We start from the raw sequence: 23,348 nt of genomic DNA, 5'->3' as shown, positions 1-23,348 counted from the left end.
CCGATCTTGAAAAGGTCGACCAAACTTTTATAATTGATTGGCTAAACTGTGCACTCAACCAAATTTATTTTAATTTCTAATATAAAAATCCACAAACACAAAAGCCACTTTTGAACTAAATCAAAAGTGGCTTTCACTCTTATATAATAAAACTTTAAGAAATCATATCTTTAAGTTTCTGTTCAACTGCTGCAGCATCTGCTTTACCACGGCTGTTCTTCATTACATTACCGACAAGAGCCTTAATAGCTTTTTCCTTACCGTTCTTGTAATCATCTACAGCCTTAGGATTGTTCTCTATAGCCTGTTTACAAAGTTCATTTACAGTGTTTTCATCAAGTCCTGCCATATCACTTTCACTGATAAAATCAAGTGCTCCCTTGCCGGAATCAAGCATTTTCTCAAGTGTAGCCTTAGCAAGGTTATTGCGTATCTTGCCGCTGTCAATCAATTTTACAAGCTCATTGAGTTGTTCAGGTGTTATTGATACATCAAATGTTTCCTTATCAGCCTCGGTTTCTGTTCTGCGGAAAATCTGACCGATAATAAAGTTAGATACAGACTTTGCGGATTTTACACCCTCGCAAGCCTTATCAAAGAACTCGCTGATTTTTCTGTATTTTGTAAGAAGTTGTGCATCCTTTTCAGGAATTTCAAGTTCTTCAATATATCTCTTGCATTTGTCAGAAGGAAGTTCAGGCATTTCAGCCTTTAAGCTCTCTACAACATCTCTTGGGACATTGATTGTAACAAGGTCAGGATCTCTGAAATAACGGTAATCGTGAGCGTCTTCTTTACTGCGCATTGAAGATGTAGTGTTTGTTGCATCATCATAACGGAGAGTTTCCTGCACTACTTTGCCGCCGCTCTCAATTAAATCTACCTGACGCTCATACTCATACTCCATTGCTTTAGCAATATTTGTAATTGAGTTCATATTCTTAATCTCTGTTCTTGTTCCAAGAGTTTCACTGCCCTCAGGACGAACAGAAATATTAACATCGCAACGCATTGAGCCTTCCTGCATACGGCAGTCGGAAATTCCTATATAGCGCATTACCTGCTGTAATTTTTCAACATACTCCTTAGCCTCGTCAATAGAACGAATATCAGGCTCCGATACAATCTCGATAAGAGGAACACCGCCACGGTTGTAGTCGACATATGTGTCGCCGTGCTGATGAATAAGTTTTCCTGCATCTTCTTCAATATGAATATGATGAAGTCTGATTTTTCTGCCGTTTGAAAGCTCTACATAGCCGCCGATTGAAAGCGGTGCATAAAGCTGGCTGATTTGATAAGCCTTTGAAAGGTCAGGATAGCAGTAGTTCTTTCTGTCCATTTTAGAAATCTCCGCAATCTCACCGTGAGTGGCAAGACCTGCCTTGATACCGAAGTTTACTACCTCACGGTTAAGTTTTGGAAGTGTACCCGGAAGTCCGATACATACAGGACAGCAATGTGAGTTAGGTGCACCGCCAAACGCTGTTGTACATGAGCAGAAAATTTTTGTCTTTGTAGCAAGTTCAATATGGGTTTCAAAACCCGCAACTAATTCATATTTCACAGCTTAACACCCCACTTTGTATCCTTAAAGTTTTCTCCGGCAGCCTGCTGATACTTAAACGCTGCATTTAAAATTTCAGCCTCGCCAAAACTCTTGCCGATAAGCTGCATACCGATTGGCATACCGTTTGCGTTAAATCCGCACGGTACGGATACACCCGGAAGTCCTGCAATATTTACGGGTACGGTACAAATATCTGTAAGATAAGTTTCAATCGGATCGGAAACTGCGTGACCCGCCTCGAAAGCAGTCATGGGAACTGTTGGAGCAAGAATTACATCACAATGCTCAAATGCATCTGTAAATGCCTTTACAATAGTTCCACGCAAATTCTGTGCCTTTTTATAATAAGCGTCATAATAACCGGCAGAGAGTACATATGTGCCGAGAAGAATTCTTCTCTTAACTTCCTCACCAAAGCCCTCTGAACGGGTGCGGCAAATCATATCGTGAGTGCCGTTATAATGCGGTGTTTTATAACCAAAACGAATACCGTCGTATCTGCCGAGGTTTGAAGATGCCTCTGCGCAGGCAATAATGTAATAAACAGGAAGAGCAAACTTAAGTGCGGGCATATCAAAATACACTATTTCTGCACCGAGTGATTCATAAACTTTTGCGGCATTGAGAACTGCCTCTTTAACATCGTCACGAATACCGTCAAGATACTCACGGGCAATACCGATTTTCATATCTTTGATGTCATTGTTGAGCTTTCCGTAAGTTGCGCCGCCGACATTACCCTTTGAAGTGCTGTCTTTTTCGTCATACTGTGAAATTGCATCAAATACAATAGACGCATCTTCAACGCTCTTTGTGATAGGTCCAATTTGGTCAAGTGAGCTTGCATAAGCGATAAGACCGTAACGGGATACACTGCCGTATGTCGGCTTAAGACCTACGATACCGCAAAAACTTGCAGGCTGACGGATAGAACCACCTGTATCAGAACCAAGTCCGTATGCTGCAATGTTTGCGCCGACAGCGCTTGCTACGCCGCCTGATGAACCGCCGGATACATACTTTGTGTTAAACGGATTCATTGCACCGCCAAAGCATGAAGTTTCACACGAAGAACCCATTGCAAATTCGTCCATATTTGTTTTACCGAGCATAACTGCATTTTGTGCAGAAAGATTCTCCCATACAGTTGCATTATAAATCGGCTTGTAACCTTTAAGGATTTTAGAACAGCAAGTAGTTTCAATGTCCTTTGTGGAAAGGTTATCTTTCAATGTCATCGGAACACCCTCGAGCATACCGATTTCTTCGCCCTTTGCAATTTTTTCGTCAACAGTCTTTGCGGTTTCAAGCGCTGTATCGGGAGTTACATTTACATAAGCGTTAAGCTCGCCGTTTGATTTTTCTATTTCTTCAAGATAGCTTTTAGTAAGCTCCGTACACGAAACCTGCTTGGAAACAAGCATTTCGTGAATTTTTGCAATACTACCCATTTTTACACCTCTTATTCTCTGCCTCTAACAAGGAAATGTGACTCTGCCTGTTCAGGGGCATTTTTCAAAATTTCCTCGCTGTCATATGACTCAACCACAACATCCTCACGAAATACATTTGAAAGGTTGTTTATGTTGTCAAAGCTCTCACCGCTTGTGGGAGCATTATTGATTGTATCGGCAAAATCTATAATTTCCTGCATTGACTGTGTAAGGCTGTCAAGCTCCTCTTCGGGAACGAACAGCTTTGAAAGCAACGCAATGTTTTCAACATCTTCTCTTGTTACCATAAAAACCATCCTTTGTATAAACAGAATCAGGGCAAGTTATAAAAACAACTCGCCCTTTGAGTATATATGAAGTTATCTTAATTTAATGTGAACTTCACGAAGCTGCTGCTCTGTTACCTCTCCAGGTGAACCGAGGAGAAGATCCTGAGCATTTGAGTTCATTGGGAAAGCAATAACCTCTCTGATGTTCTCTTCTTCAGTAATGAGCATAATCATTCTGTCAACGCCCGGAGCCATACCTGCATGTGGCGGAGCACCATACTGGAATGCGTTGTAGAGAGCAGAGAACTTAGATTTAAGCTCATCTTCGGTATATCCTGCAATCTCGAAAGCCTTAATCATAATATCAAGGTCGTGGTTACGAACAGCACCTGATGAAAGCTCAACACCGTTACATACAATGTCATACTGATAAGCAAGAATATCATCGGGGTTCTTATTAAGCAAGCTGTCCATACCGCCCTGTGGCATGGAGAATGGGTTGTGTGTAAATATTACCTGACCTGTGGTTTCGTCATGCTCATACATTGGGAAGTCAACGATAAAGCACATCTCAAACTTTGACTTGTCAATAAGGTCAAGACGGGTAGCAACCTCTGTACGAATCTGACCTGCAAGCTTTGGAGCGTCTTTTTCTGTATCTGCGATAAAGTAAATAACATCGCCTGCGTTAGAATTATTACGCTTAATAAGCTCTTCTCTGTCGCCCTCTTTAAGGAACTTATCAATAGGACCGTCAAAAGTCATATCATCTCTTACCTTAACATAACCGAGGCCCTTCATTCCGATAGAAAGTGCAAACTCTTCCATCTTCTTGAACCAGCTCTTTGACTGCTTTGCGGCACCCGGTACATTAATTGAACGAACAGTCTTTTTGAGGAACGGCTTAAAGTCAGTTTCCTCAAACATATCGCTAATCTCCACGATAACAAGCGGGTTACGGAGATCAGGCTTGTCTGTACCGTACTTTAACATACTTTCAGCGTATGGAATACGAACAAACGGAGGCTTTGAAACCTCTTTATCTGTAAACTTAGTGAATGTTTCGTAAAGAACTTCTTCTGCAACCGCAAATACATCTTCCTGTGTGGCAAAAGCCATTTCAAAGTCAAGCTGATAGAACTCGCCCGGCGAACGGTCTGCTCTTGCATCCTCATCTCTGAAACAAGGTGCAATCTGAAAGTATCTGTCAAAACCGGAAACCATAAGGAGCTGTTTGAAAATCTGCGGAGCCTGCGGAAGAGCATAGAATTTGCCCTTGTGCTTACGGCTCGGAATAAGATAATCTCTTGCTCCTTCCGGTGATGAAGTTGAAAGAATCGGTGTCTGAATTTCATTAAATCCCATCTCGTTCATTTTTGCACGGAGGAATGTTATAATCTGTGAACGGAGCATAATGTTATTATGCACCTTCTGATTACGAAGGTCGAGGAAACGATACTTTAAGCGTACCTCCTCCGAAGTATTGGTAGAAGTGGCAACTTCAAACGGAAGTGCGTTTTTACATTTGCCGAGAACAGTAATGTCATCTGTGTGTACCTCAACATAACCGGTAGCAATCTTAGAGTTGATAGTTTCTTCATCTCTCTTTACTACCTTACCGCTCAATGTTACGGTACATTCTTTGTTAATACCCTTAAGTAACTCGTCATTGTGAACTACTACCTGAAGAACACCGTACTGATCACGAATGTCAAGGAACATTACGCCGCCGTGGTCACGGATATTTTCAACCCAGCCTGCTACACGAACTTCCTGTCCGATATTTTCTTCTCTTAACTCACCGCAAGTTACGGTGCGATACTGATTAGCTTTTATCATATATCTACAGTTCCTTTCACTGATATTGTGCTAAATTGCCTATTCTTTTGTATTATACCACAATTTGCCTAAGCAATCAATATTTTAAATGATTTTTATTTCAAAAATTCTATCTTTTTCAGACAATGCCGCACAAATAATGTGCGGCACCGTTTATTCAACACTCTTAAGGCTTTCAACCATATTTACTTTTTTAATCTTAAATCCCATTGCAAAATTCACAATCAAAGCAAATGCAAATGTCAGCAAAGCCGCAAAAACGAATGATGTAGGCAAAATATCTCTGCCAAACATTACATTGTCAACCTCAACGGTCTGAATAATAAATCTTGTAAGTAAAATACCGAGAACAAGTCCCGAAAGAATACCTCCGAGAGTAAGCACGATATTTTCTTTATAAATAACGCTTGAGGTTTCTCTGCTGTAAAATCCGAGCACCTTAAAAGTTGCGATTTCACGCACACGCTCGGCAATGTTGATATTTGTAAGATTATAAAGCACTACAAACGCAAGTGCCGCTGCACAAATAATCATAACAAGCACAACCATATTAAGCGAATTGAGCATATCTTCAATTTCACCCATACCTGATGAAAGATAGGTTACACCCGCTACTTTATCATTCGTCAGCATTTTTTCACCGAACGCAGTCTGTTCGTCAGGATTTTTCAGTACAACCTGTGCCATATTAAACTGCGGTTCTTCTCCGAATTTTTCACTGTAAAGTTTAGGAGAAATAAACACATAATTCTTTATATACTGTTCATAAATTCCGCCTACTGTAAGTTCTGCGGTTTTATCATCAACAGTTACACTTACGGTATCACCGACTTTGGCAGACAATTCGGTCGCCATTTTTTCATTTATCATTACGGAATCATCGGTAATATCAAGGTGCTTTTTGTCGCCCCTTGTTCTAAGTTCTGTAACCTCCGAAAATCTCTGCGGATCTTCCATTACCGTAAGATAAGTGCTTTCATCTTTTACAACATTATTTTTCTTTACAACAACTTCCTGCTGACCTGCAAGCATAATTGACGCTGCGTCGCCCGTATTGTTTATTGCATTTTTCAGATAATCAAGCTGTTCGGCAGTTCCGCCTTCTTTAGGAATAACAACCGTATTATATTTGAATATTTCGCTAAACTGTGTATCGGTAAGCGGAATAAAGCTGTTTTTAAGTCCGAATGCCGCAACTATCAAAGCCGTGCAGCCTGCAATGCCTATGATTGTCATAAACATTCTTGATTTATATCTGAAAATATTTCTTGTAGTCAGCTTTGCGGAAAAATTCATATGTTTCCATATCGGAGTAATTCTCTCAAGCAGTATCCTCTTGCCTGCTTTCGGAGTTTTAGGTCTTAGAATTTTTGCACAGCTCTGGCTTAATTCTCTTACACATACTATTACAGAAACAAGCAATGTACAAAGTACGGCGGCAAGCGTACCGAGTATAATACTCTGTGCATCAGGTACAATGCTGATGTCAGGCATATAATACATAATCTGATATGCATTATAAATAATATACGGCAGTGTATTTATGCCTATTAATACACCTACGGTACAACCGATTACACCTGCAAAAACAGCATAAATCGCAAATTTCATTATTATGCTTAAGTTATTGTAGCCGAGCGCTTTTAATATTCCGATTTCTTTACGCTTTTCCTCTACAAGTCTTGACATTGTGGTTACACAAACCAAAACCGCAACGAGTAAAAAGAACATCGGGAATACTGATGCCACTGCACCGAGTCGCTCAACATTCTGCGCAAAGGTTGAATAACCCGGATTATCCGACCTGTCAAACACATACCATTCGGGATCTGCTATAGCGTCTATTTCTTCCTGTGCGTCGGCAATTTTTTGTTCTGCCTCTTTAAATTTATCATCAGCCTCGGCTTTTGAATCATTGTATTCTTTCCAACCGTCATCAAGCTTTTGTCTGCCGCTTATTTTCTGCTCCTCAAGTTCGGACTTTCCGTTGTCATATTTTTCCTGTGCTGTCGCAAGTTCGGTTTCAGCCTGCGATATTTGAGCTTGTCCCTCTGTTTTTTTACTTTCAAGCTGTGCTTGTCCGTTCGCAATCTGCTGTTCTGCACTCTGAATTTGAGCAAGTGCATAGTCAAGCTGTGCCTGTCCTTCCGCTTTTTGTGTTTCAAGCTCTTGTTTTCCGTTGTTCAGCTGTTGTTCTGCCGTATCAAGCTGTTCTTGCGCCATAGCAAGTTTTGTTTCACAATCTGCTAAAACTGCCTGAACCTGTGTAAGCTGTTCCTGCAATACAGCAAGATCGGTTTCGTCCTCTGTAACCTCAATTTGCGCCTGTAAAGCCTCAATCTGTGATTTGCAAGTTGCTATTGCGGTTTCAAGCTGCGGCTTTTGATTGTTTTCAAATTCACTTTTTGCGGCATTGAATTCATCTTCTTTTTCGGCAAGAGTTTCTTCCGCTATGCTGATTTTTGAATTATATTCTTCAACGCCTGCATTATATTCGGCTTTTGCACTGTCAAGTTCCGCCTGTGCAGAAGAAAGTTCGCTTTCACCTGTCGCAATGCCGTTTTTGTATTCTTTTTTAGCAGTTTCAAGCTGACTTTTTCCGTCATCTATCTGCTTTTTGGCTGTGTCAAGTTGCGATTGTGCATCTGAAATCTTATCTGTATATTCTTTTTCCGAATTATCTAAAGTTGCTTTTGCATCATCAAGTTTTGTAAGAGCCTCGGATTTTTCGGTTTCATAATCGTTTTTACTGTCCTCAAGTTCCTGTTTTGCTTTGCCTATAACATCTTTATCAAATGCCTCACAGCGTAAATCGGCGGTATTTTCAAGAACAGTTGTAAAGCTTTCAATGTCTTTTTCATATTCGTCATCAAAGACTGAACCGTCGCCGTCAGAAAAAACGGTTTTCACATACATTTCCGTATATCTTTCGGTTACAAAATCATCCTGATAAATATACATAAATGCTGCAATATTGCCGTTGCCGATTGTAGTTGAGCCACGCTGATACGAAATATACATAGGTGATTCCACTTTACCGACGACAGTATATTCAAGCGTATCTACCATATCAAGTGCATTGGATTCTCCGCTTTCACTTCCAAATACAACCTTGTCGCCGATTTTATAATCACTGCTGCCGACACTGCCGTATTCAACAAGGATTTCACCCTTTTTCTCGGGTAGTCTTCCCTCTTTTATGTTTAATGTATTAAGAGTTTTATTATTGTTATAACTTTTAGGTGCAGCGGTTACTCTTATAACCTTGCCGTTACCGCCGTTTCCGTTTGATTTTAAAACAAGGTCGGCAAAATACGATGGCATAACATCGGTTACATTGTCAAGATTTTCAACCGCTTTTACATCATCTTTATCAAATCCGACAGTAGATACAAGCCTGTAATCCATAAGATCGGATTGAGAATAATACTCGTCTGCCATATTGTACATTGACGGAATCGTAGCTTTGATTCCGGCAAAAAATCCAACACCGAGTGCAATAATCGCAAGTATAGAAATAAACCTTGCTTTAGAATTTGCAATTTCTCTGAAAGTATTTTTTAACAGGGTTTTAGTCAATGTCCTCTCCCCTTTCGCAGAAAATATGAATTACCATTCGATTTCTTCAACATTTTTAGGTTCATCATTGTGAACATCCATAATTACCCTGCCGCTTCTCATCTTTATAATATGATCTGCCATTGGGGTAATTGCTGAATTATGGGTTATGAGAACTACCGTCATATTTTCTTTTCGGCAGGTTTCCTGCAAAAGTTTTAAAATCTGTCTGCCGGTGTTATAGTCAAGAGCACCCGTCGGCTCATCGCAAAGTAAAAGTTTAGGTCGCTTGGCAAGTGCTCTTGCAATAGAAACTCTCTGCTGTTCACCGCCCGAAAGTTGAGCGGGAAAGTTTGCACTGCGCTGTGAAAGTCCGACGCTTTCAAGCGCCTCTGTACTGTCCATCGGATTTTTACTTATCTGCGTTGCAAGCTCTACATTTTCTTTTGCGGTAAGGTTAGGCACAAGGTTATAAAACTGAAATACAAAACCAATGTCAAACCGTCTGTATTCAATAAGCTGTTTGTCTTTCAGCTTGCTTATATCTCTGCCGCCGACAATAATACTGCCTTTTGTACAGGTATCCATTCCGCCGAGAATATTAAGTACGGTTGTCTTGCCTGCACCCGATGCACCGACTACCACGCAAAACTCGCCCTGCTCTATATTAAAAGAAACACCCTCGACAGCGTTAATAGTCACTTCGCCCATTTTATATATTTTATAAACATCTTTAAATTCAACAAGGCTCATAATATCCTCCCGTAACGGTAAATTTTCTTTGCTTTTTAAAGTGCTGAATATACAGAATAAACCTGCTTATAATATAATATTATAGCACTTTTTGCACCTCTTATCAATATACAAATACAGTGTTGATGTCGAATAAACCACAATACGACAAAACCGACCAAATTAATTGGCAATTGGCTTGACGAGGGTAAAAAATTATGCTAAAATACTTAAGAACATAGGTTATTGCAGTGTAGATTGTTTGGTAATTACAACTCACCGCAAATTCTGATACTATGTAATTTAAGAAACAGAAAGGTTGATACTGAAATGGCAAAGATTGATTTAACTAAGTATGGTATTACCGGTACTACTGAAATTATCCACAATCCTTCCTATGACGAACTCTTTAACGAGGAAACAAAGGCTGATTTGGAAGGCTATGAGGTTGGACAGGAAACTGAGCTTGGCGCAGTTAATGTTATGACCGGTATTTACACAGGCCGTTCACCTAAAGATAAGTTCATCGTTATGGACGAGAATTCAAAGGACACTGTATGGTGGACTTCTGACGAATACAAGAACGACAACCATCCTGCAACACAGGAAGCTTGGGAAGCTGTAAAAGCGCTTGCTAAGAAAGAGCTTTCAAACAAGAAGCTTTATGTTGTAGATGCATTCTGCGGCGCTAACCATGATACAAGAATGGCAGTTCGTTTCATCGTTGAGGTTGCTTGGCAGGCTCACTTTGTAACAAATATGTTCATCAAGCCATCTGCTGAAGAGCTTGAGAACTTTGAGCCTGATTTCGTTGTTTACAACGCATCAAAGGCTAAGGTTGAAAACTACAAGGAGCTCGGTCTTAACTCTGAAACAGCTGTAATGTTCAACATCACAAGCCGTGAGCAGGTTATCGTAAACACATGGTACGGCGGTGAGATGAAGAAGGGTATGTTCTCAATGATGAACTACTACCTCCCACTTAAGGGTATTGCTTCAATGCACTGTTCAGCTAACACAGATAAGAACGGCGAGAACACAGCTATCTTCTTCGGTCTTTCAGGTACAGGTAAAACTACACTTTCAACAGATCCTAAAAGACTTCTCATCGGTGATGACGAGCACGGTTGGGACGACAACGGTGTATTTAACTTCGAGGGCGGCTGCTATGCTAAGGTTATTAACCTTGACAAAGAGTCAGAGCCTGACATCTACAACGCAATCAGAAGAGATGCTCTTCTTGAGAACGTAACAGTAGATAAGGACGGTAAAATTGACTTTAACGACAAGACAGTTACAGAGAACACTCGTGTATCTTACCCAATCAACCACATTGAGAACATTGTTCGTCCTGTATCTTCAGCTCCTGCTGCTAAGAATGTAATCTTCCTTTCAGCAGATGCTTTCGGTGTACTTCCGCCTGTATCAATCCTTACTCCTGAGCAGACAAAGTACTACTTCCTTTCAGGCTTTACAGCTAAGCTCGCAGGTACAGAGCGTGGCATTACAGAGCCAACTCCAACATTCTCTGCTTGCTTCGGTCAGGCTTTCCTTGAGCTTCACCCAACAAAGTATGCTGAAGAGCTCGTTAAGAAGATGGAAAAGAGCGGTGCTAAAGCTTACCTCGTAAACACAGGTTGGAACGGCACAGGCAAGCGTATCTCTATTAAGGATACAAGAGGTATCATCGACGCTATTCTCGACGGTTCTATCACAAAGGCTCCTACAAAGACAATCCCTCACTTCAACTTTGAAGTTCCTACAGAGCTTCCGGGTGTTGATCCTGCAATTCTCGACCCACGTGACACATATACAAATGTTGCTGATTGGGAAGCAAAGGCACAGGATCTTGCAGCTCGTTTTGTTAAGAACTTTGCTAAGTACGAAGGCAACGAGGCAGGTAAGGCTCTCGTAGAGGCAGGCCCTAAGGCTTAATCTTTGTATTTAATTTAATACAAATAAATTTGGGTGCTTTCCAAACGGAAAGCACCCTTTTTTTTAATAATTATTATACTAAATTTTTGTCAATAAATTCTATGTATGACTTGCGATTATATATGCTGTTATGATTATTTTTATACCATTCATATTCTTCTTTTAAACCAACTTCGAGTGGAATTGTTGTTGGCATAAGTTCATTTTGTTTTTTAACATCAAGAATATATTCATAATCATAAAAGCAAAAATAATCTCTCTGTTGAACAGATTTATCTACTTCTACAAATTCAGGTATTTTTCCTACTGCTTTATAACAAAGTTTAACCCATTCCTTAACAGTAATTATATCACTGTTTCCGACATTGTATATATGATTGTCAGGTTTCTTTTTAATAATTAATTCTATAAATTTACATAAATCAGATACATTATAAAACTGTAACTTCATATCACCGTTTTGCGGAATATAAAACTTTCTGCCTTTTTCGGCACAGTCAAAAGGAAATGCTTCACGGTAAAGGTTTTCATAAATTCCATAAAAATATGGAGGTCTTAAAATATATGCATTAGTGCAATGTTCAAGTAAGTAGTTCTCTGCCATTAATTTATTAACACCGTAATCACCCCATACAGAATTTTTACCACAAGTTTGTTCCTCTGTAAAAGGCTGACTGTTAGTTTCAGGATATACTGCGCTTGAACTTATGAAAATATAATCATCAAATGTAACACCGGAATTCAGCAAACTTTCTATGTGAGCCTTATTATAAGCTGTAACATCAATAATTAAATCAAAATGTTTATCTTTTAACAAGTTTTTTAAATTCATTCTGTCACAGTTAATCAGATGAACTCCGTCTAATTGCGCTCTGCTGTTTCTGTTAATAACATACACTTCATTATTTCTTTTGAGAAAATATTCCGCAGTAAATTTACTAACAAATGTTGTTCCGCCGGAAACAAGAATTTTCATAGTAACAACTCCCTTTTGAATATTATAAAATGCATAACACACCTTACACTTTTAATTATACTTTACACGCAAATTTTTTGTCAACTGAAAACTTGAAAAATGCAATTACCTCAATTATAATAATTACATAACATTATAATTGAGGTAATTATGAAAACTAAAAAACGAAAAACCGCAAAAATCACTGTACCTACCGCACTTGCTTTGATATGCTGTTTTGCGGTGATTTTAATTATAAACAATCAGCCGACAGAAAATACTGCAAAAGACGAAATTATCTCCCTTAAAGATATTCCCGATTATTCAGGTTCTGCTTTTATAGAAATAAACGGAAACGAACCGTATTTCAGTGATGACGATTACACAACATCATCGTTTGAATATTATGCCGATTTAGACGAATTAGGAAGATGCGGCACAGCCTATGCCTGCGTAGGTACAGATATAATGCCTACAGAAGAGAGAGGTCAGATAGGCAGAATTAAACCGTCAGGCTGGCAAACAATAAAATATGACTTTATTGACGGAAAATATCTGTACAATCGCTGTCACCTTATCGCCTATCAGCTTACGGGCGAAAATGCAAATGAAAAGAATTTGATAACAGGAACAAGATACCTAAATGTAACGGGTATGCTGCCCTTTGAAAAGATGGTTGCAAATTATGTAAAAACAACCGGTAATCACGCGCTTTACCGTGTAACTCCTGTTTTTGAAAATGACGACCTTGTTGCCAAAGGAGTATTAATTGAGGCAAAATCCGTTGAAGATAAAGGCGAGGGTGTAACATTGTGCGTATACTGCTACAATGTTCAGCCAAATGTAACTATCGACTATAAGACAGGTAAAAGTGAATATAACGAAAATGAATACTAAACAAATTCCCGCAATGCATTAATCTGCATTACGGGAATTTTTCGTATTACGATCTTTTACATAATTATATAGCTGTCAAAATATTTTTCTTGAAATTTAATCTGCCGCATAATTTCTTATTTAGTAAAAGAAATGTTTTCAGGTGTAACAATCCATTTTTCTTCTATATCACCATTACGATGAACAACCACAATTACTTTTCTTTTAAAAGATTTAAGCGGATAATTCAAGCCTAAAATATAAGAGTTCTGCACCTCACCATCCGGTGCAATTACACCGGGTACATAACCGTAATTAACAGAACAGTGAATATATTTACATATTTTGCTTTTTAAAAATATTTATCTTCTTTTATATATGACAATTTCAGGATTTGAACAATTTTCACCGTACTCGCTTACAAGAATAAAATCCAATCCGGCAACCAAACCAAAACATCTTGTAATAGAGCCGTCATTAAATTCACATTCAACTTGATTACACAAGTATATACTGTTATCATCAAGCAATTTTAAATTTTTACCGTTCGGCATACGATAAGACAAATTTACATATACCCCATTCATTGCATATAACTCATTTATAGCAGGCATTCCCGGAATATTAAGAGAATTAAACTCGTCAATCAACTGATTTTTCAGCACAATATAGTTGTTCATTCCTCCCATATCAATACATTGATAAATAAAACATTGCTTTCCAAACGGAGAACCTTTAGTTTCATTGCAGCCTTTGCAATTTCTGCTTTTGCCATAGCCACAGTTATCACAATCCGCCCCACATAATGATTTCATATTTATCCTCCAATTATTTTGAAAATTTGGATAATTATTATAATGCAATATAACATTAATGTCAACAGTTTAAAAAATATAAATATTTATATCAAATTTATCTAAAACATTTATATAAAACTTAATAATCAATTATTTGTTTGTTTTTTGGGGAAGTGTTACAAGCATTACTGTTCCATTTTTGTCGCTTTTTTCAGCTTTTACCGTACCGTTGTGCAAAAGTACAATTTCCCATACAAGTGATAGTCCAAGACCTACACCGCCGTATGCTCTGCTACGAGATTTATCAACACGAAAAAATGGTTGAAAGATACTTTCTCTGTACTGCTCGGGTATACCATAACCGTTATCTTTAACTCGTATATAAAGCTGATTATTCTTTTCGTCAACAGTTATAATTACAGAAGCATTTTCTCTGTTGTAGCGTATTGCGTTTTCAGTTAAATTAAATAATAAACGATAAATTAAGGTGTCACTGCCTATCATCATACCATTGCCGTTGTATTCAAGGCGAATATTCTTTTTTTCTGCAAGGGGAGCAAGGTCGGTAAATATTTCTTCAATCATAGGGGCAATTTCTATTGTATCTTTGCACTCAACTGTACGAAGCTCACTCATTTCAAGCAGAGTTTTTGTCATTTGTGACATTCTTTCGTTTTGCTCTTGTAGCAGTACAAGAAATTCTGCTGTATCGTTGCTCATATTTGGGTGCTCAACAGAAAAAAGTTCAATTTGTGCTTGAATTAAGGCAAGTGGTGTTCTTAACTCGTGCGCTGCATTTCCTGTGAATTGCCGTTGAGCAGCAAAACCGTTGTCGAGTCGGTCAAGCATATTGTTAAATGATTGACAAAACTGTTTAAATTCCGGCAAAACATCGTCGCTTATTTTCATATCTGCCAAATTGTTGGGCTGTACATTCTCTACTTGAGAGGCAAAACTTTTTAGCGGCTTTAAAGCACGACCACTGACAAAATATGCAAGTATACCACCAAGTACGCTTACGGCAATTGTTATGTACCAATTAGTAGTATTGAATGAATCTTGTGCACCACTGATAATAATGGTAAGCTCACTGTCGGGATTTTCATTTTCCGGATTAAATGAACTCGGTTTTCCTTTATCAATTTCACTATATGCTGATATTCCGTTGCCTATTGAATCCATATATCGTTTGCCTGAATAACCGATTAAACAATTCATTAGCACACAAGTTATGCAAATTAAAACTGTGGTCATTAAGGTTATTCGCCATTGTAAAGAAAGTTTTTTCATTTTTTCTCCTCCATTACATAGCCCTCGCCTATACGGTTGTGAATAGGGTCATAGTCTAATGCATTACGAAGCTTTTTCCTTAATGATGAAATGTGCACTCTTATTGAGTTACTGAAATTGTCAACACTGCTGTCCCATACGTGTTCAATCAACTCCTCTTGACTTACAGGTCTGCCTTGATTTAACATTAGATATTCAAGTATTCCTGTTTCCTTGCGAGTTAAAGATAATTCTTCATCATTTACATCTGCTTTGCGTGTTTTTGTGTTAAATGAAAGATTTGAACATTTTAAAACAATATCGTTTTGAGTGAACTTTCTAAGGGTAAGGTTTCGTATTCTTGCCGAAAGCTCATCTAAGTGAAATGGTTTTGTTAAATAATCATTTGCACCTTCATCTAATCCTAAAACCTTGTCTGCAACCTCACAACGAGCCGACAGAATTAAAACCTTTGTGTCAATGTCTGTTTGCCTCAGAGTTTTCAATACTGTCATTCCGTCAACATTAGGTAGGTTTAAATCGAGCACAACAAGGTCGAAACTTTCAACAGTAAGCATATCTAATGCCTTTTGACCCTCATAGCAATAATCAACACTGTAAGCAAGACGCTTAAGACTTCTTACGATTGTGTCACAAAGAGCAACCTCGTCTTCAACAACTAAAATATGCATAATTATCTCCTAACACTTGTATTATTGGTAAAATATCTTTATTATAGATTATAACACATTATAACACAAAAAAATAAAATCTTTGTTAAATTTCTTTCTTAACAAGGATTTTATATCGTTCGTGATATAATAAGGCTAAAGATGAAGGGAGTGGTTAAATTGTTCAAAGTAAAAAAAGCAATATTTCAAATCGGTTTCCTTGTTGCCGGAGTGGTTATGCTGTGCTATGGAGCAATGCGTGGTGAGGCAGACACCGTGCTTAGCAAAGCAATAAGATTATGCTTGGAGTGTATTGGAATTGGATAAAAGGAAAAAGAATCTTTCAAAGCTTGTAAGCCGTTTTCGTACTTTTATTCAGGCAGGTGCAACGCTTTTGACAAATATTCATTTACCTAATTTTTTTAAAGGCGGAATATATCAGGGCAATGGCAAGGCTGTGTGCGTACCGGGGCTAAATTGCTACTCTTGTCCTGCTGCGTCAGGTGCGTGTCCAATCGGCTCGTTTCAGGCTGTTGTAGGCTCATCAAAATTTAAGTTTTCCTATTATGTAACAGGATTTTTAATTTTGCTTGGCGTGTTGCTTGGTCGATTTATTTGTGGCTTTTTGTGTCCGTTTGGTTGGCTTCAAGATTTGCTTAATAAAATACCGTGTAAAAAGCTTTCAACAAAAAAACTAAAGCCTTTAACATATTTAAAATATATCATCTTGCTGGTGACGGTTATATTGCTACCTGTACTTGTGGTTAATGATGTTGGAATGGGCGACCCGTTCTTTTGTAAATATATATGCCCACAGGGTGTGCTTGAGGGTGCAATTCCATTGTCTGCTATTGATGAGGGTATACGCTCGGCTTTAGGAAATAAATTTATTCAAAAGCTTATTATTTTGATTATTGTAGTTGTACTGAGTGTGGTTTTCTATCGTCCGTTTTGCAAGTGGATTTGTCCACTCGGTGCTTTTTATGCATTGATGAACAAGGTGTCGTTGCTTGGAATAAAGGTTGATAAGCATAAATGCGTGTCTTGTGGCAAATGTGCAAGAGCGTGTAAAATGGATGTTGATGTAGTAAAAACACCAAACAGCACTGAGTGTATTCGTTGTGGTAAGTGTATAACTGCTTGTCCTACTGATGCAATAAGCTTTCGCTACGGATTTGGTATGCCTGAAAAAAATCTTTGCAACACTGTAAAAGAAAATAATAAAACAGATATTAAAACAAATAACAACAAAGATATAACAACGGAGGAATAAAATTATGAAAAAATCAAAAATATTAACTATACTTATGGCTTTAGTGCTTATGTTTAGCCTTGTTGCTTGTTCAACAACTAAAAATAACGACAAATCTCAGTCAAATAATACTGCTGATATTTCAAATTTAATGGAAAGTGAACCAAGCAATTTAGATGACGCAACTGCACTTTATCAAAAGCTTATGCAAAAAGAAAATGAAATTTTTACAAGTAATTCACAGCTTTGGGAAAAAGTGTTTATGTCAGCAAATAAGGACACTCCTATGATTGAAGACGGAACAAATTATGGCGACTTTTTGCTCAATACTATTGAAAACGGTAAAGATAAGTTTACTGCAGATGAGTTGAAAATTCTTAAAGACGGTGCAAATCAAATTAAAGAAATTGAGGGTAAACTCACAATTTTAGAACAAAAATATCCGGGCTGTGGCAGTAAGCCGAGCGAGGGTGACAGTATTGACGCTGAAAGTGCAGGTATGGTAAGTGACAATAGCGAACTTACTAAGTTTCCAAGCTTTAAGGGTAAGGACCTTGACGGAAATGATGTTAACAGTGATGACATCTTCTCATCTAACAATGTAACTGTTATTAACTTTTGGTTTACTACTTGTAATCCTTGTGTAGGTGAACTTGGCGATTTGGAAAAGCTTAATAAAGAACTTGCAGAAAAAGGTGGTACCGTTATAGGTATTAACTCATTTACTCTTGACGGTGACAAGACTGCTATATCTGAGGCTAAGGATGTTTTGACTAAAAAGGGTATTACCTACAAAAATATTTGGTTTGATTCAAACAGTGAGGCCGGTAAATTTGCTTCAGGTCTTTATTCATATCCAACAACATATGTAGTTGATAAAAACGGAAATATTGTAGGTCAACCAATTGTTGGTGCAATAACTTCATCATCACAAGCACAGCAACTTAATAAACTTATTGATGAAGCAATTGAAAACAGTAAAAAATAAAGATTTTAAATATCTCTCTAAATCTTATTAAAACCATATAAAGAAATAAATCCCAAGGCACATTTAATCGTGTGTTTTGGGGTTTATTCGTTTATATTGGTTCATCACGATTTTTTGCTGCAAAAAGCCCTTGATCCAGTTTGCTGCTCGGTATGTTATCCGTGTTCCGGGATTTTTGAAAGGTATTTCTTCTGTAAATGTTTCGGGCAACAGTTGCATTGATATCTATGGATAAAGAAGTTCCATATGTGTGTGGTACCTCTCTGTATTGGAATATCTTTGAGTTTGACTTGTCCGTTTTCATAAATATATACACTGCCTCCGCAATAAGGACACCGAACTGTCTGCGTTGATTTTACGCTTTCCAGAAACAGTACGCTTAGGGCTGATTCCTATATGTGTTCCTTGAAATCCTTTACTTTAAAATTCGACTTTGATATTATCTAAATAGAGCATAGGTTTCTCTCCTCCATTGTTTGTCTCTTCAACTACAATTCTGGAACTTCCTATGCTCTTTTTCAATATTTATTTTTGATTATCCCACATTTTTTCCGTGATGAGGGAAAATATTAAACTTTTTTGTTTTATGTTGCTTGACATATACTAAACATATATGATATACTGATTGCACATTACATAAGTAAGGAGTGCAATTTTATGGCAATCGGAGAGAGAATAAGATTCTTTCGTAATCTTTGCGGAATGACACAGAAATATTTAGGACAGGTGGTCGGATTTCCTGAAAAGACCGCTGACATTCGTATGGCACAATATGAATCCGGCTCAAGAACTCCAAAAACAGATTTAACGAATAAACTTGCAGAGGTTTTCGATATATCTCCGCAGGCTCTTTCTGTTCCCGACATTGAAAGCTATATAGGGTTAATGCACACCTTGTTTACATTAGAGGACAGATACGGATTGACAATATTAAAGACTGAAAACGGTGTTTCAATGTATGCAGACCCTCGCAAGGGGACGGACGCTGCCGAGCTTTCGGAAATGCTTAATGCGTGGGCTGAACAATCGGAGAAATATCATAATGGCGACATTAACCGTGACGAATATGACAAGTGGCGCTACAATTATCCGAAGTATGATGAAACTTCCGGTTTTGTAAAAGTACCGTCACAGAATTTCAGCGATGCTATGGTTGAGTCTTTCAAAGACAGACTGAAAGATATGTGAGGTAAGATAATGGATTGGAAAAGAAACTTTTTAGAATCTTCTTTATTGCGCCGGTCAACAAATAAGAACAACCCAAATGAGGTGCAAGCAAAATGCGTTGATTTGGCATATAAGGACATGATGACAGCTGGACGCTACTATAGTGCCTTATTTTTGCATACGCGAGAGAAAATATGTCGTGATACAAATGAAGCAATAAAACAATGTGATTATGTCTTTTCAAGAGACTTGATACAAAAGACCTCATTACTATTTTGCAAAGATATAAAAGATATAATTGGAAGCGGAAACAAATATGTAACAGGGTATGGTCTTGCCCAGAAGTTAATAAATATGACATTCAAATATCTATATGTTTTTAGTGATTTGATATTTGTAGACAAAGCTATTCCTGATTTTTCATCGTGTGATTGCCCTCTTGACAGTATTATTATTAAAAAAGCGCATATTAAGGATTGCGTTTGGAGCAAGCTTACTGAGCAACAATATCTGGAATGTCAAGCAAAAATAACAGAACTACTAAATGCAAATTCTTTAGATTTAGAGTTATCAAAGCTTGGCAATCTAGCTTATGACTTTATTAATTGGTAATCGGCAATAATACACGATAAAACAAAAAGAGCTAACTGACTTCTCAAAAAGTCAGTTAGCTCTTTACTTTTACAATAATTCAAATTATGTTGCCATTTTGTTTCCACAGAGGGCTTTCAAACGGCGAAAAGCCTTTATTTACGGGCTTTTTCACGGGTGCGAAATTACTCCCACTCGCTCCCTGTAAATCAATCTTAAACGCATTTGTTTATGAAATTTATCAGAGAGTATTTATATTACTTGAATTATCGGTAAAGCATACGCTATCCGATTTTTTGTTGCCATTTCGTTGCCAAAGTACATATCATTAAAGTACAACTGTGAACAAGACCAAATTATGTTTCGTATCTTTGCTTGATTTCATCAATAATGCTTGCTGCGTAAAGAGTTGTTTTTGTTGTTTTGGCTTTTTTAGGATTAAGCCTTCTTGTATATGCATAAGTATTGTTCTCTTTTAAAGAAGACATTATTTCATTGAACTTTTTACCCTGCTTGAAGTTCGGGATATCAGCTCTGCATTTTTTGCATATATCACTGTATGTAAATGGATAGAGTTTAACTATTTCATCATCTGAAAGTTTTATTTTTTGTGCATTAGGATCATCTGATAATTGAACTTTATTAATTTTTGCAAAATTTGCATCTGCTGCATCTTGTGAAGTAATCGCAATAAGTAAATCGCTATTTTTCATTCGTTTAACATTTTCTAAATATATATCAAATCCAACAACAATGGTATCCTCAATGCCTTCATCATTCAAATCGGTAATAACTTTAACCATTGAGGATATAAACTCTTTTGATTCTTTAGAAGAAATGTAATTAGCTGCCCTTTTGGTCAGAAAATCTTCTGGCTTGAACGGTAATTTGAACCCTAATGGTAAAATAAACAAACCTTCATTTGCCATTATATCCTTTGAAAAGTACTTTTTAAGAAAATCCACATAGTTTAGTGCCGCCTTAGCTGTCAGCATAAAAATATATGGTTCTAATTGTTCATTGTAATAATGCACAATATTATTCCTGTACTCTTCAATAAGACATAAATTTTCTTTTATTGCTATAAACGCTTTTGGCTCCTGCTTGTTAATATACTCGTCTGTATAATCAATTGCTTTATCAATGGAAATTGTATGCCCGTCTTTTTTGTATATAGACTTGCTCTTAATGTACTTTTTCACAAAGCATTTTAAAATCAATTCCCAAGCATTCATAATCAATAATGTTACTGTTTCGTAACGATACGAAAAATTGGGCTTATTATGTATTTCAATTGCTGCAAAATATGCTGAAATTGAATTTTTAAGTAAATTATTTTGAACCATTTTTCTTTTGGGCATATCTATCACCTGCCATATACTTATTGTATGTAGACTTTTTGTGTTCATTTTTATTATACTATAAATTTAGGAGGATTGCAACTATGGATATTATAAAAGTATTTGGTGACAACCTAAAAAAATATCGTACAGCTATGGGAATATCTCAAGAAGCATTCGCCGAAAAGTGCGGTATGCACCGTACCTACATAAGTGCTATCGAGTGTTACCGCCGCAGCATTTCGCTTGAAAATATACAGCGTATAGCTGATGCGCTCGGAATTGAAACCTATAAATTGTTTTTGGAGGAAGACAAAAATGCCAAAAAAGAAAACAAAAATCGAATTATTTGAGGAATTGGCCGGAATAGATGAGAACGGTTTCAGCAGATGGGTATCTGTTGATGAATTTGTGGGAGAATACCAAGGTCTCCAACTCTTAAATGGTGCTGGATGGTCAAGAGATGACGGACCATTTGGAAGAAAATACATTGTTGAAAGAGATAAAACTCGTACTCCGGGAAACAGAACCGATGCAATAAGAACTGTAGGGTTCAATAATGGTGATTATTCACAACATATTAGAGCAGATATAAAAAGGCAAATCCAAAGTCAGCGTTGTGTAATATTAGGGACGTCAAATCCAGAGGTAGACCATAAAAATGGCATGAAAAATGAAGATCGTGTTATGCGAAATGAAGATCAAAAATTATCTGATTTTCAGCCATTAAGCAAAGCCGCAAATGATGCAAAACGCCAATTTTGTAAAGAATGCATTAGAACAGGCATAAGATATGACGCTAAGAAATTAGGTTATCCCATGTCATATTACAAAGGTGACGCTCGTCACAATGGCGAAGAAAATGCCTGCGAGGGCTGTTTTTGGTATGACCCATTAGAATTTAGAAAACATTTGAAGGAAAAATAATATGAATACACACGTTTTTATTGTAAATGGACAAACATTTAAATACCACTTAGAATATATGTTCGCAGGTACTGGTGCAAGCGAAAAAAAATCACCTTTTTTGAATAATCCTACTATTCAATATAACGCAACTGCAGAGCGCAACTTAATGGGAATGATAGCCGACATTTCTCGCATTCAGATTGGCGACAATATTATTTTTTACTTACAAGCAACCAATGGTAATCAAGGACAGTTCTTTGGAATATTCAGAGCAAAATCTAGAGCATTTTTCGATGAAAATGATACTGATAATTACTTAAAAATTAAACTTGGGAAAGGATTGTCATACCGCATACTCATTGAGGCATCTGATTATGGCGTATACCCAATAGGCATAACAGAACACGAATATTTAGATTCCTTAGAAGGTAAAAATTATCCTTATGAATTATGTTGGAGTTTAATATATAGAAAATTAAAAGGTAATCGCGGATGCACTATGATTACTGATTTTGAATTCAACGACTTATTATCAAAATTACAAAATAAAAGCAAATGCCTAACAGTATCTGATAACTATACATATGATTTTTCATCAAACAAAATATCAGAATATAATAATGTCGCAATTTATGGCGGTAGACAAAATTCGCTATCTATAAAAGAAAGATTGCTATATAAAGCAAACAGACAAAATGCGTTTGAAACACATTTACAAGCTTTTATTTTACAAAATTTAAGCTCGCTAAATTTACTTGAATTTCCAGAAAAGGATTTTTGGGTAGGCAATGAGGTTTCTTGCGGAGTAGGTATGCAGCGAATAGATATATTGACAATGCAAGAAAGCAACAATAATATTCACTTTAAAATAATTGAATTAAAAGACGAACAGCCTACAGCGAATATTGTGGATTATCAACTTAACTGGTATATAAAATGGCTATTTGATTATATTATTCCGAACTATGATAGAAAAGCAGTAGAAATAACCCCTTGCATTGTTGCTGCTAAAACAAATGATATGGGATTGATAAAATATATTGCTGAAAAAAAGTTTAACAATCCGTATTCATATGCATCTATTCATAAGACCGAGTATTATGCTTTTAATATAAGCAAAGATGATATTGACTTTGAGAAAATTGTATAATCGATTCGTTATAGGTAAAGTGATTT

At 37.1% G+C, this 23,348-nt stretch carries 22 protein-coding genes; 10 read left to right on the top strand and 12 right to left on the bottom strand.

Features of this window, described 5'->3' with window-relative positions; all coding sequences use genetic code 11:
* Window positions 1–154 precede the first annotated feature (154 nt).
* The 6 genes from gatB to AAAY30_RS05510 all read right to left on the bottom strand — a co-directional run bounded on the left by gatB (window position 155) and on the right by AAAY30_RS05510 (window position 9,443).
* Window positions 155–1,567 carry an Asp-tRNA(Asn)/Glu-tRNA(Gln) amidotransferase subunit GatB gene (gatB, locus tag AAAY30_RS05535; protein WP_022233848.1) on the bottom strand — a complete coding sequence of 471 codons (1,413 nt, stop codon included), beginning with the start codon at window positions 1,565–1,567 and terminating at the stop codon, window positions 155–157.
* A complete protein-coding gene (gene gatA, locus AAAY30_RS05530; protein ID WP_480934891.1) occupies window positions 1,564–3,021 on the bottom strand; it encodes an Asp-tRNA(Asn)/Glu-tRNA(Gln) amidotransferase subunit GatA in 1,458 nt (485 codons plus the stop codon). The genes gatB and gatA overlap by 4 nt, the downstream gene beginning before the upstream one ends.
* Window positions 3,022–3,032: 11 nt before the next feature.
* The gene (gatC, locus tag AAAY30_RS05525) at window positions 3,033–3,311 is read right to left on the bottom strand and encodes an Asp-tRNA(Asn)/Glu-tRNA(Gln) amidotransferase subunit GatC (RefSeq protein ID WP_022233846.1); all 279 of its coding nucleotides are present in this window, start codon (window positions 3,309–3,311) and stop codon (window positions 3,033–3,035) included.
* 72 nt (window positions 3,312–3,383) lie between these two features.
* Window positions 3,384–5,132: an aspartate--tRNA ligase gene (aspS, locus tag AAAY30_RS05520; protein ID WP_022233845.1), complete on the bottom strand. Its 1,749-nt coding sequence runs from the start codon at window positions 5,130–5,132 to the stop codon at window positions 3,384–3,386.
* A gap of 153 nt (window positions 5,133–5,285) precedes the next feature.
* Window positions 5,286–8,711 carry an ABC transporter permease gene (locus AAAY30_RS05515; protein ID WP_499215742.1) on the bottom strand — a complete coding sequence of 1,142 codons (3,426 nt, stop codon included), beginning with the start codon at window positions 8,709–8,711 and terminating at the stop codon, window positions 5,286–5,288.
* A gap of 30 nt (window positions 8,712–8,741) precedes the next feature.
* Window positions 8,742–9,443 (bottom strand): ABC transporter ATP-binding protein, encoded by a 702-nt coding sequence (locus AAAY30_RS05510; RefSeq protein WP_022233843.1) that lies wholly within the window; start codon window positions 9,441–9,443, stop codon window positions 8,742–8,744.
* A 309-nt stretch (window positions 9,444–9,752) separates the two neighbouring features.
* Between AAAY30_RS05510 and pckA the strand changes: the two genes are divergently transcribed.
* Window positions 9,753–11,357, top strand: coding sequence for a phosphoenolpyruvate carboxykinase (ATP) (gene pckA, locus AAAY30_RS05505; RefSeq protein WP_022233842.1), 1,605 nt, complete (start codon window positions 9,753–9,755; stop codon window positions 11,355–11,357).
* A 73-nt stretch (window positions 11,358–11,430) separates the two neighbouring features.
* On the opposite strand, the gene AAAY30_RS05500 is transcribed toward pckA, so the two are convergent.
* Window positions 11,431–12,333, bottom strand: coding sequence for an NAD-dependent epimerase/dehydratase family protein (locus AAAY30_RS05500; protein ID WP_337782060.1), 903 nt, complete (start codon window positions 12,331–12,333; stop codon window positions 11,431–11,433).
* 150 nt (window positions 12,334–12,483) lie between these two features.
* Here AAAY30_RS05500 and AAAY30_RS05495 point away from each other — a divergent pair, with 150 nt between their 5' ends.
* Window positions 12,484–13,209: a DNA/RNA non-specific endonuclease gene (locus AAAY30_RS05495; protein WP_337782059.1), complete on the top strand. Its 726-nt coding sequence runs from the start codon at window positions 12,484–12,486 to the stop codon at window positions 13,207–13,209.
* Between the two features lie 341 nt (window positions 13,210–13,550).
* On the opposite strand, the gene AAAY30_RS05490 is transcribed toward AAAY30_RS05495, so the two are convergent.
* The 3 genes from AAAY30_RS05490 to AAAY30_RS05480 form a co-directional block, all read right to left on the bottom strand.
* Window positions 13,551–14,003 carry a DUF3795 domain-containing protein gene (locus AAAY30_RS05490; RefSeq protein ID WP_337782058.1) on the bottom strand — a complete coding sequence of 151 codons (453 nt, stop codon included), beginning with the start codon at window positions 14,001–14,003 and terminating at the stop codon, window positions 13,551–13,553.
* A gap of 132 nt (window positions 14,004–14,135) precedes the next feature.
* On the bottom strand, window positions 14,136–15,275 hold the full coding sequence (locus tag AAAY30_RS05485; RefSeq protein ID WP_302197047.1) for a HAMP domain-containing sensor histidine kinase: 1,140 nt from the start codon (window positions 15,273–15,275) through the stop codon (window positions 14,136–14,138).
* Window positions 15,272–15,946 (bottom strand): response regulator transcription factor, encoded by a 675-nt coding sequence (locus tag AAAY30_RS05480; RefSeq protein ID WP_412437716.1) that lies wholly within the window; start codon window positions 15,944–15,946, stop codon window positions 15,272–15,274. The genes AAAY30_RS05485 and AAAY30_RS05480 overlap by 4 nt, the downstream gene beginning before the upstream one ends.
* A gap of 159 nt (window positions 15,947–16,105) precedes the next feature.
* Between AAAY30_RS05480 and AAAY30_RS05475 the strand changes: the two genes are divergently transcribed.
* The 3 genes from AAAY30_RS05475 to AAAY30_RS05465 are packed head-to-tail and all read left to right on the top strand — an operon-like array spanning window position 16,106 to window position 18,165.
* The gene (locus tag AAAY30_RS05475) at window positions 16,106–16,252 is read left to right on the top strand and encodes a CD1871A family CXXC motif-containing protein (protein ID WP_370740086.1); all 147 of its coding nucleotides are present in this window, start codon (window positions 16,106–16,108) and stop codon (window positions 16,250–16,252) included.
* On the top strand, window positions 16,245–17,198 hold the full coding sequence (locus AAAY30_RS05470; RefSeq protein ID WP_337782057.1) for a 4Fe-4S binding protein: 954 nt from the start codon (window positions 16,245–16,247) through the stop codon (window positions 17,196–17,198). The genes AAAY30_RS05475 and AAAY30_RS05470 overlap by 8 nt, the downstream gene beginning before the upstream one ends.
* A 4-nt stretch (window positions 17,199–17,202) precedes the next feature.
* Window positions 17,203–18,165: a TlpA family protein disulfide reductase gene (locus AAAY30_RS05465; RefSeq protein WP_337782056.1), complete on the top strand. Its 963-nt coding sequence runs from the start codon at window positions 17,203–17,205 to the stop codon at window positions 18,163–18,165.
* Window positions 18,166–18,256: 91 nt separating this feature from the next.
* Here the strand turns inward: AAAY30_RS05465 and AAAY30_RS05460 are convergent, their stop codons facing one another.
* A complete protein-coding gene (locus AAAY30_RS05460) occupies window positions 18,257–18,469 on the bottom strand; it encodes a hypothetical protein (RefSeq protein WP_337782055.1) in 213 nt (70 codons plus the stop codon).
* Window positions 18,470–18,822: 353 nt separating this feature from the next.
* Here AAAY30_RS05460 and AAAY30_RS05455 point away from each other — a divergent pair, with 353 nt between their 5' ends.
* The gene (locus AAAY30_RS05455) at window positions 18,823–19,353 is read left to right on the top strand and encodes a helix-turn-helix domain-containing protein (protein WP_252559563.1); all 531 of its coding nucleotides are present in this window, start codon (window positions 18,823–18,825) and stop codon (window positions 19,351–19,353) included.
* A gap of 9 nt (window positions 19,354–19,362) precedes the next feature.
* Window positions 19,363–19,944: a hypothetical protein gene (locus AAAY30_RS05450; protein WP_252559562.1), complete on the top strand. Its 582-nt coding sequence runs from the start codon at window positions 19,363–19,365 to the stop codon at window positions 19,942–19,944.
* 335 nt (window positions 19,945–20,279) lie between these two features.
* Here AAAY30_RS05450 and AAAY30_RS05445 read toward each other — a convergent pair whose 3' ends face one another.
* Window positions 20,280–21,284 carry a DUF3644 domain-containing protein gene (locus tag AAAY30_RS05445; RefSeq protein ID WP_021883128.1) on the bottom strand — a complete coding sequence of 335 codons (1,005 nt, stop codon included), beginning with the start codon at window positions 21,282–21,284 and terminating at the stop codon, window positions 20,280–20,282.
* Window positions 21,285–21,367: 83 nt separating this feature from the next.
* Here AAAY30_RS05445 and AAAY30_RS05440 point away from each other — a divergent pair, with 83 nt between their 5' ends.
* Genes AAAY30_RS05440 through AAAY30_RS05430 form a run of 3 tightly spaced genes read left to right on the top strand, consistent with a single transcriptional unit; the run spans window position 21,368 to window position 23,322 of the window.
* Window positions 21,368–21,616: a helix-turn-helix domain-containing protein gene (locus AAAY30_RS05440; protein ID WP_021883129.1), complete on the top strand. Its 249-nt coding sequence runs from the start codon at window positions 21,368–21,370 to the stop codon at window positions 21,614–21,616.
* Entirely contained in the window at window positions 21,582–22,190 is a 609-nt protein-coding gene (locus tag AAAY30_RS05435; protein WP_021883130.1) for an NlaIII/IceA1 family type II restriction endonuclease, read from the top strand. The genes AAAY30_RS05440 and AAAY30_RS05435 overlap by 35 nt, the downstream gene beginning before the upstream one ends.
* Before the next feature lies 1 nt (window position 22,191).
* A complete protein-coding gene (locus AAAY30_RS05430; RefSeq protein ID WP_499215743.1) occupies window positions 22,192–23,322 on the top strand; it encodes a hypothetical protein in 1,131 nt (376 codons plus the stop codon).
* Window positions 23,323–23,348: the final 26 nt, after the last annotated feature.

The sequence above is a fragment of the Ruminococcoides bili genome, from assembly GCF_040093295.1.
In the GTDB taxonomy this organism is placed as follows: Bacteria; Bacillota; Clostridia; order Oscillospirales; family Acutalibacteraceae; genus Ruminococcoides; species Ruminococcoides intestinale_A.
The sequence above is the reverse complement of the archived record's forward strand: the minus strand, read 5'-3'. Positions and strand labels throughout refer to the sequence as shown.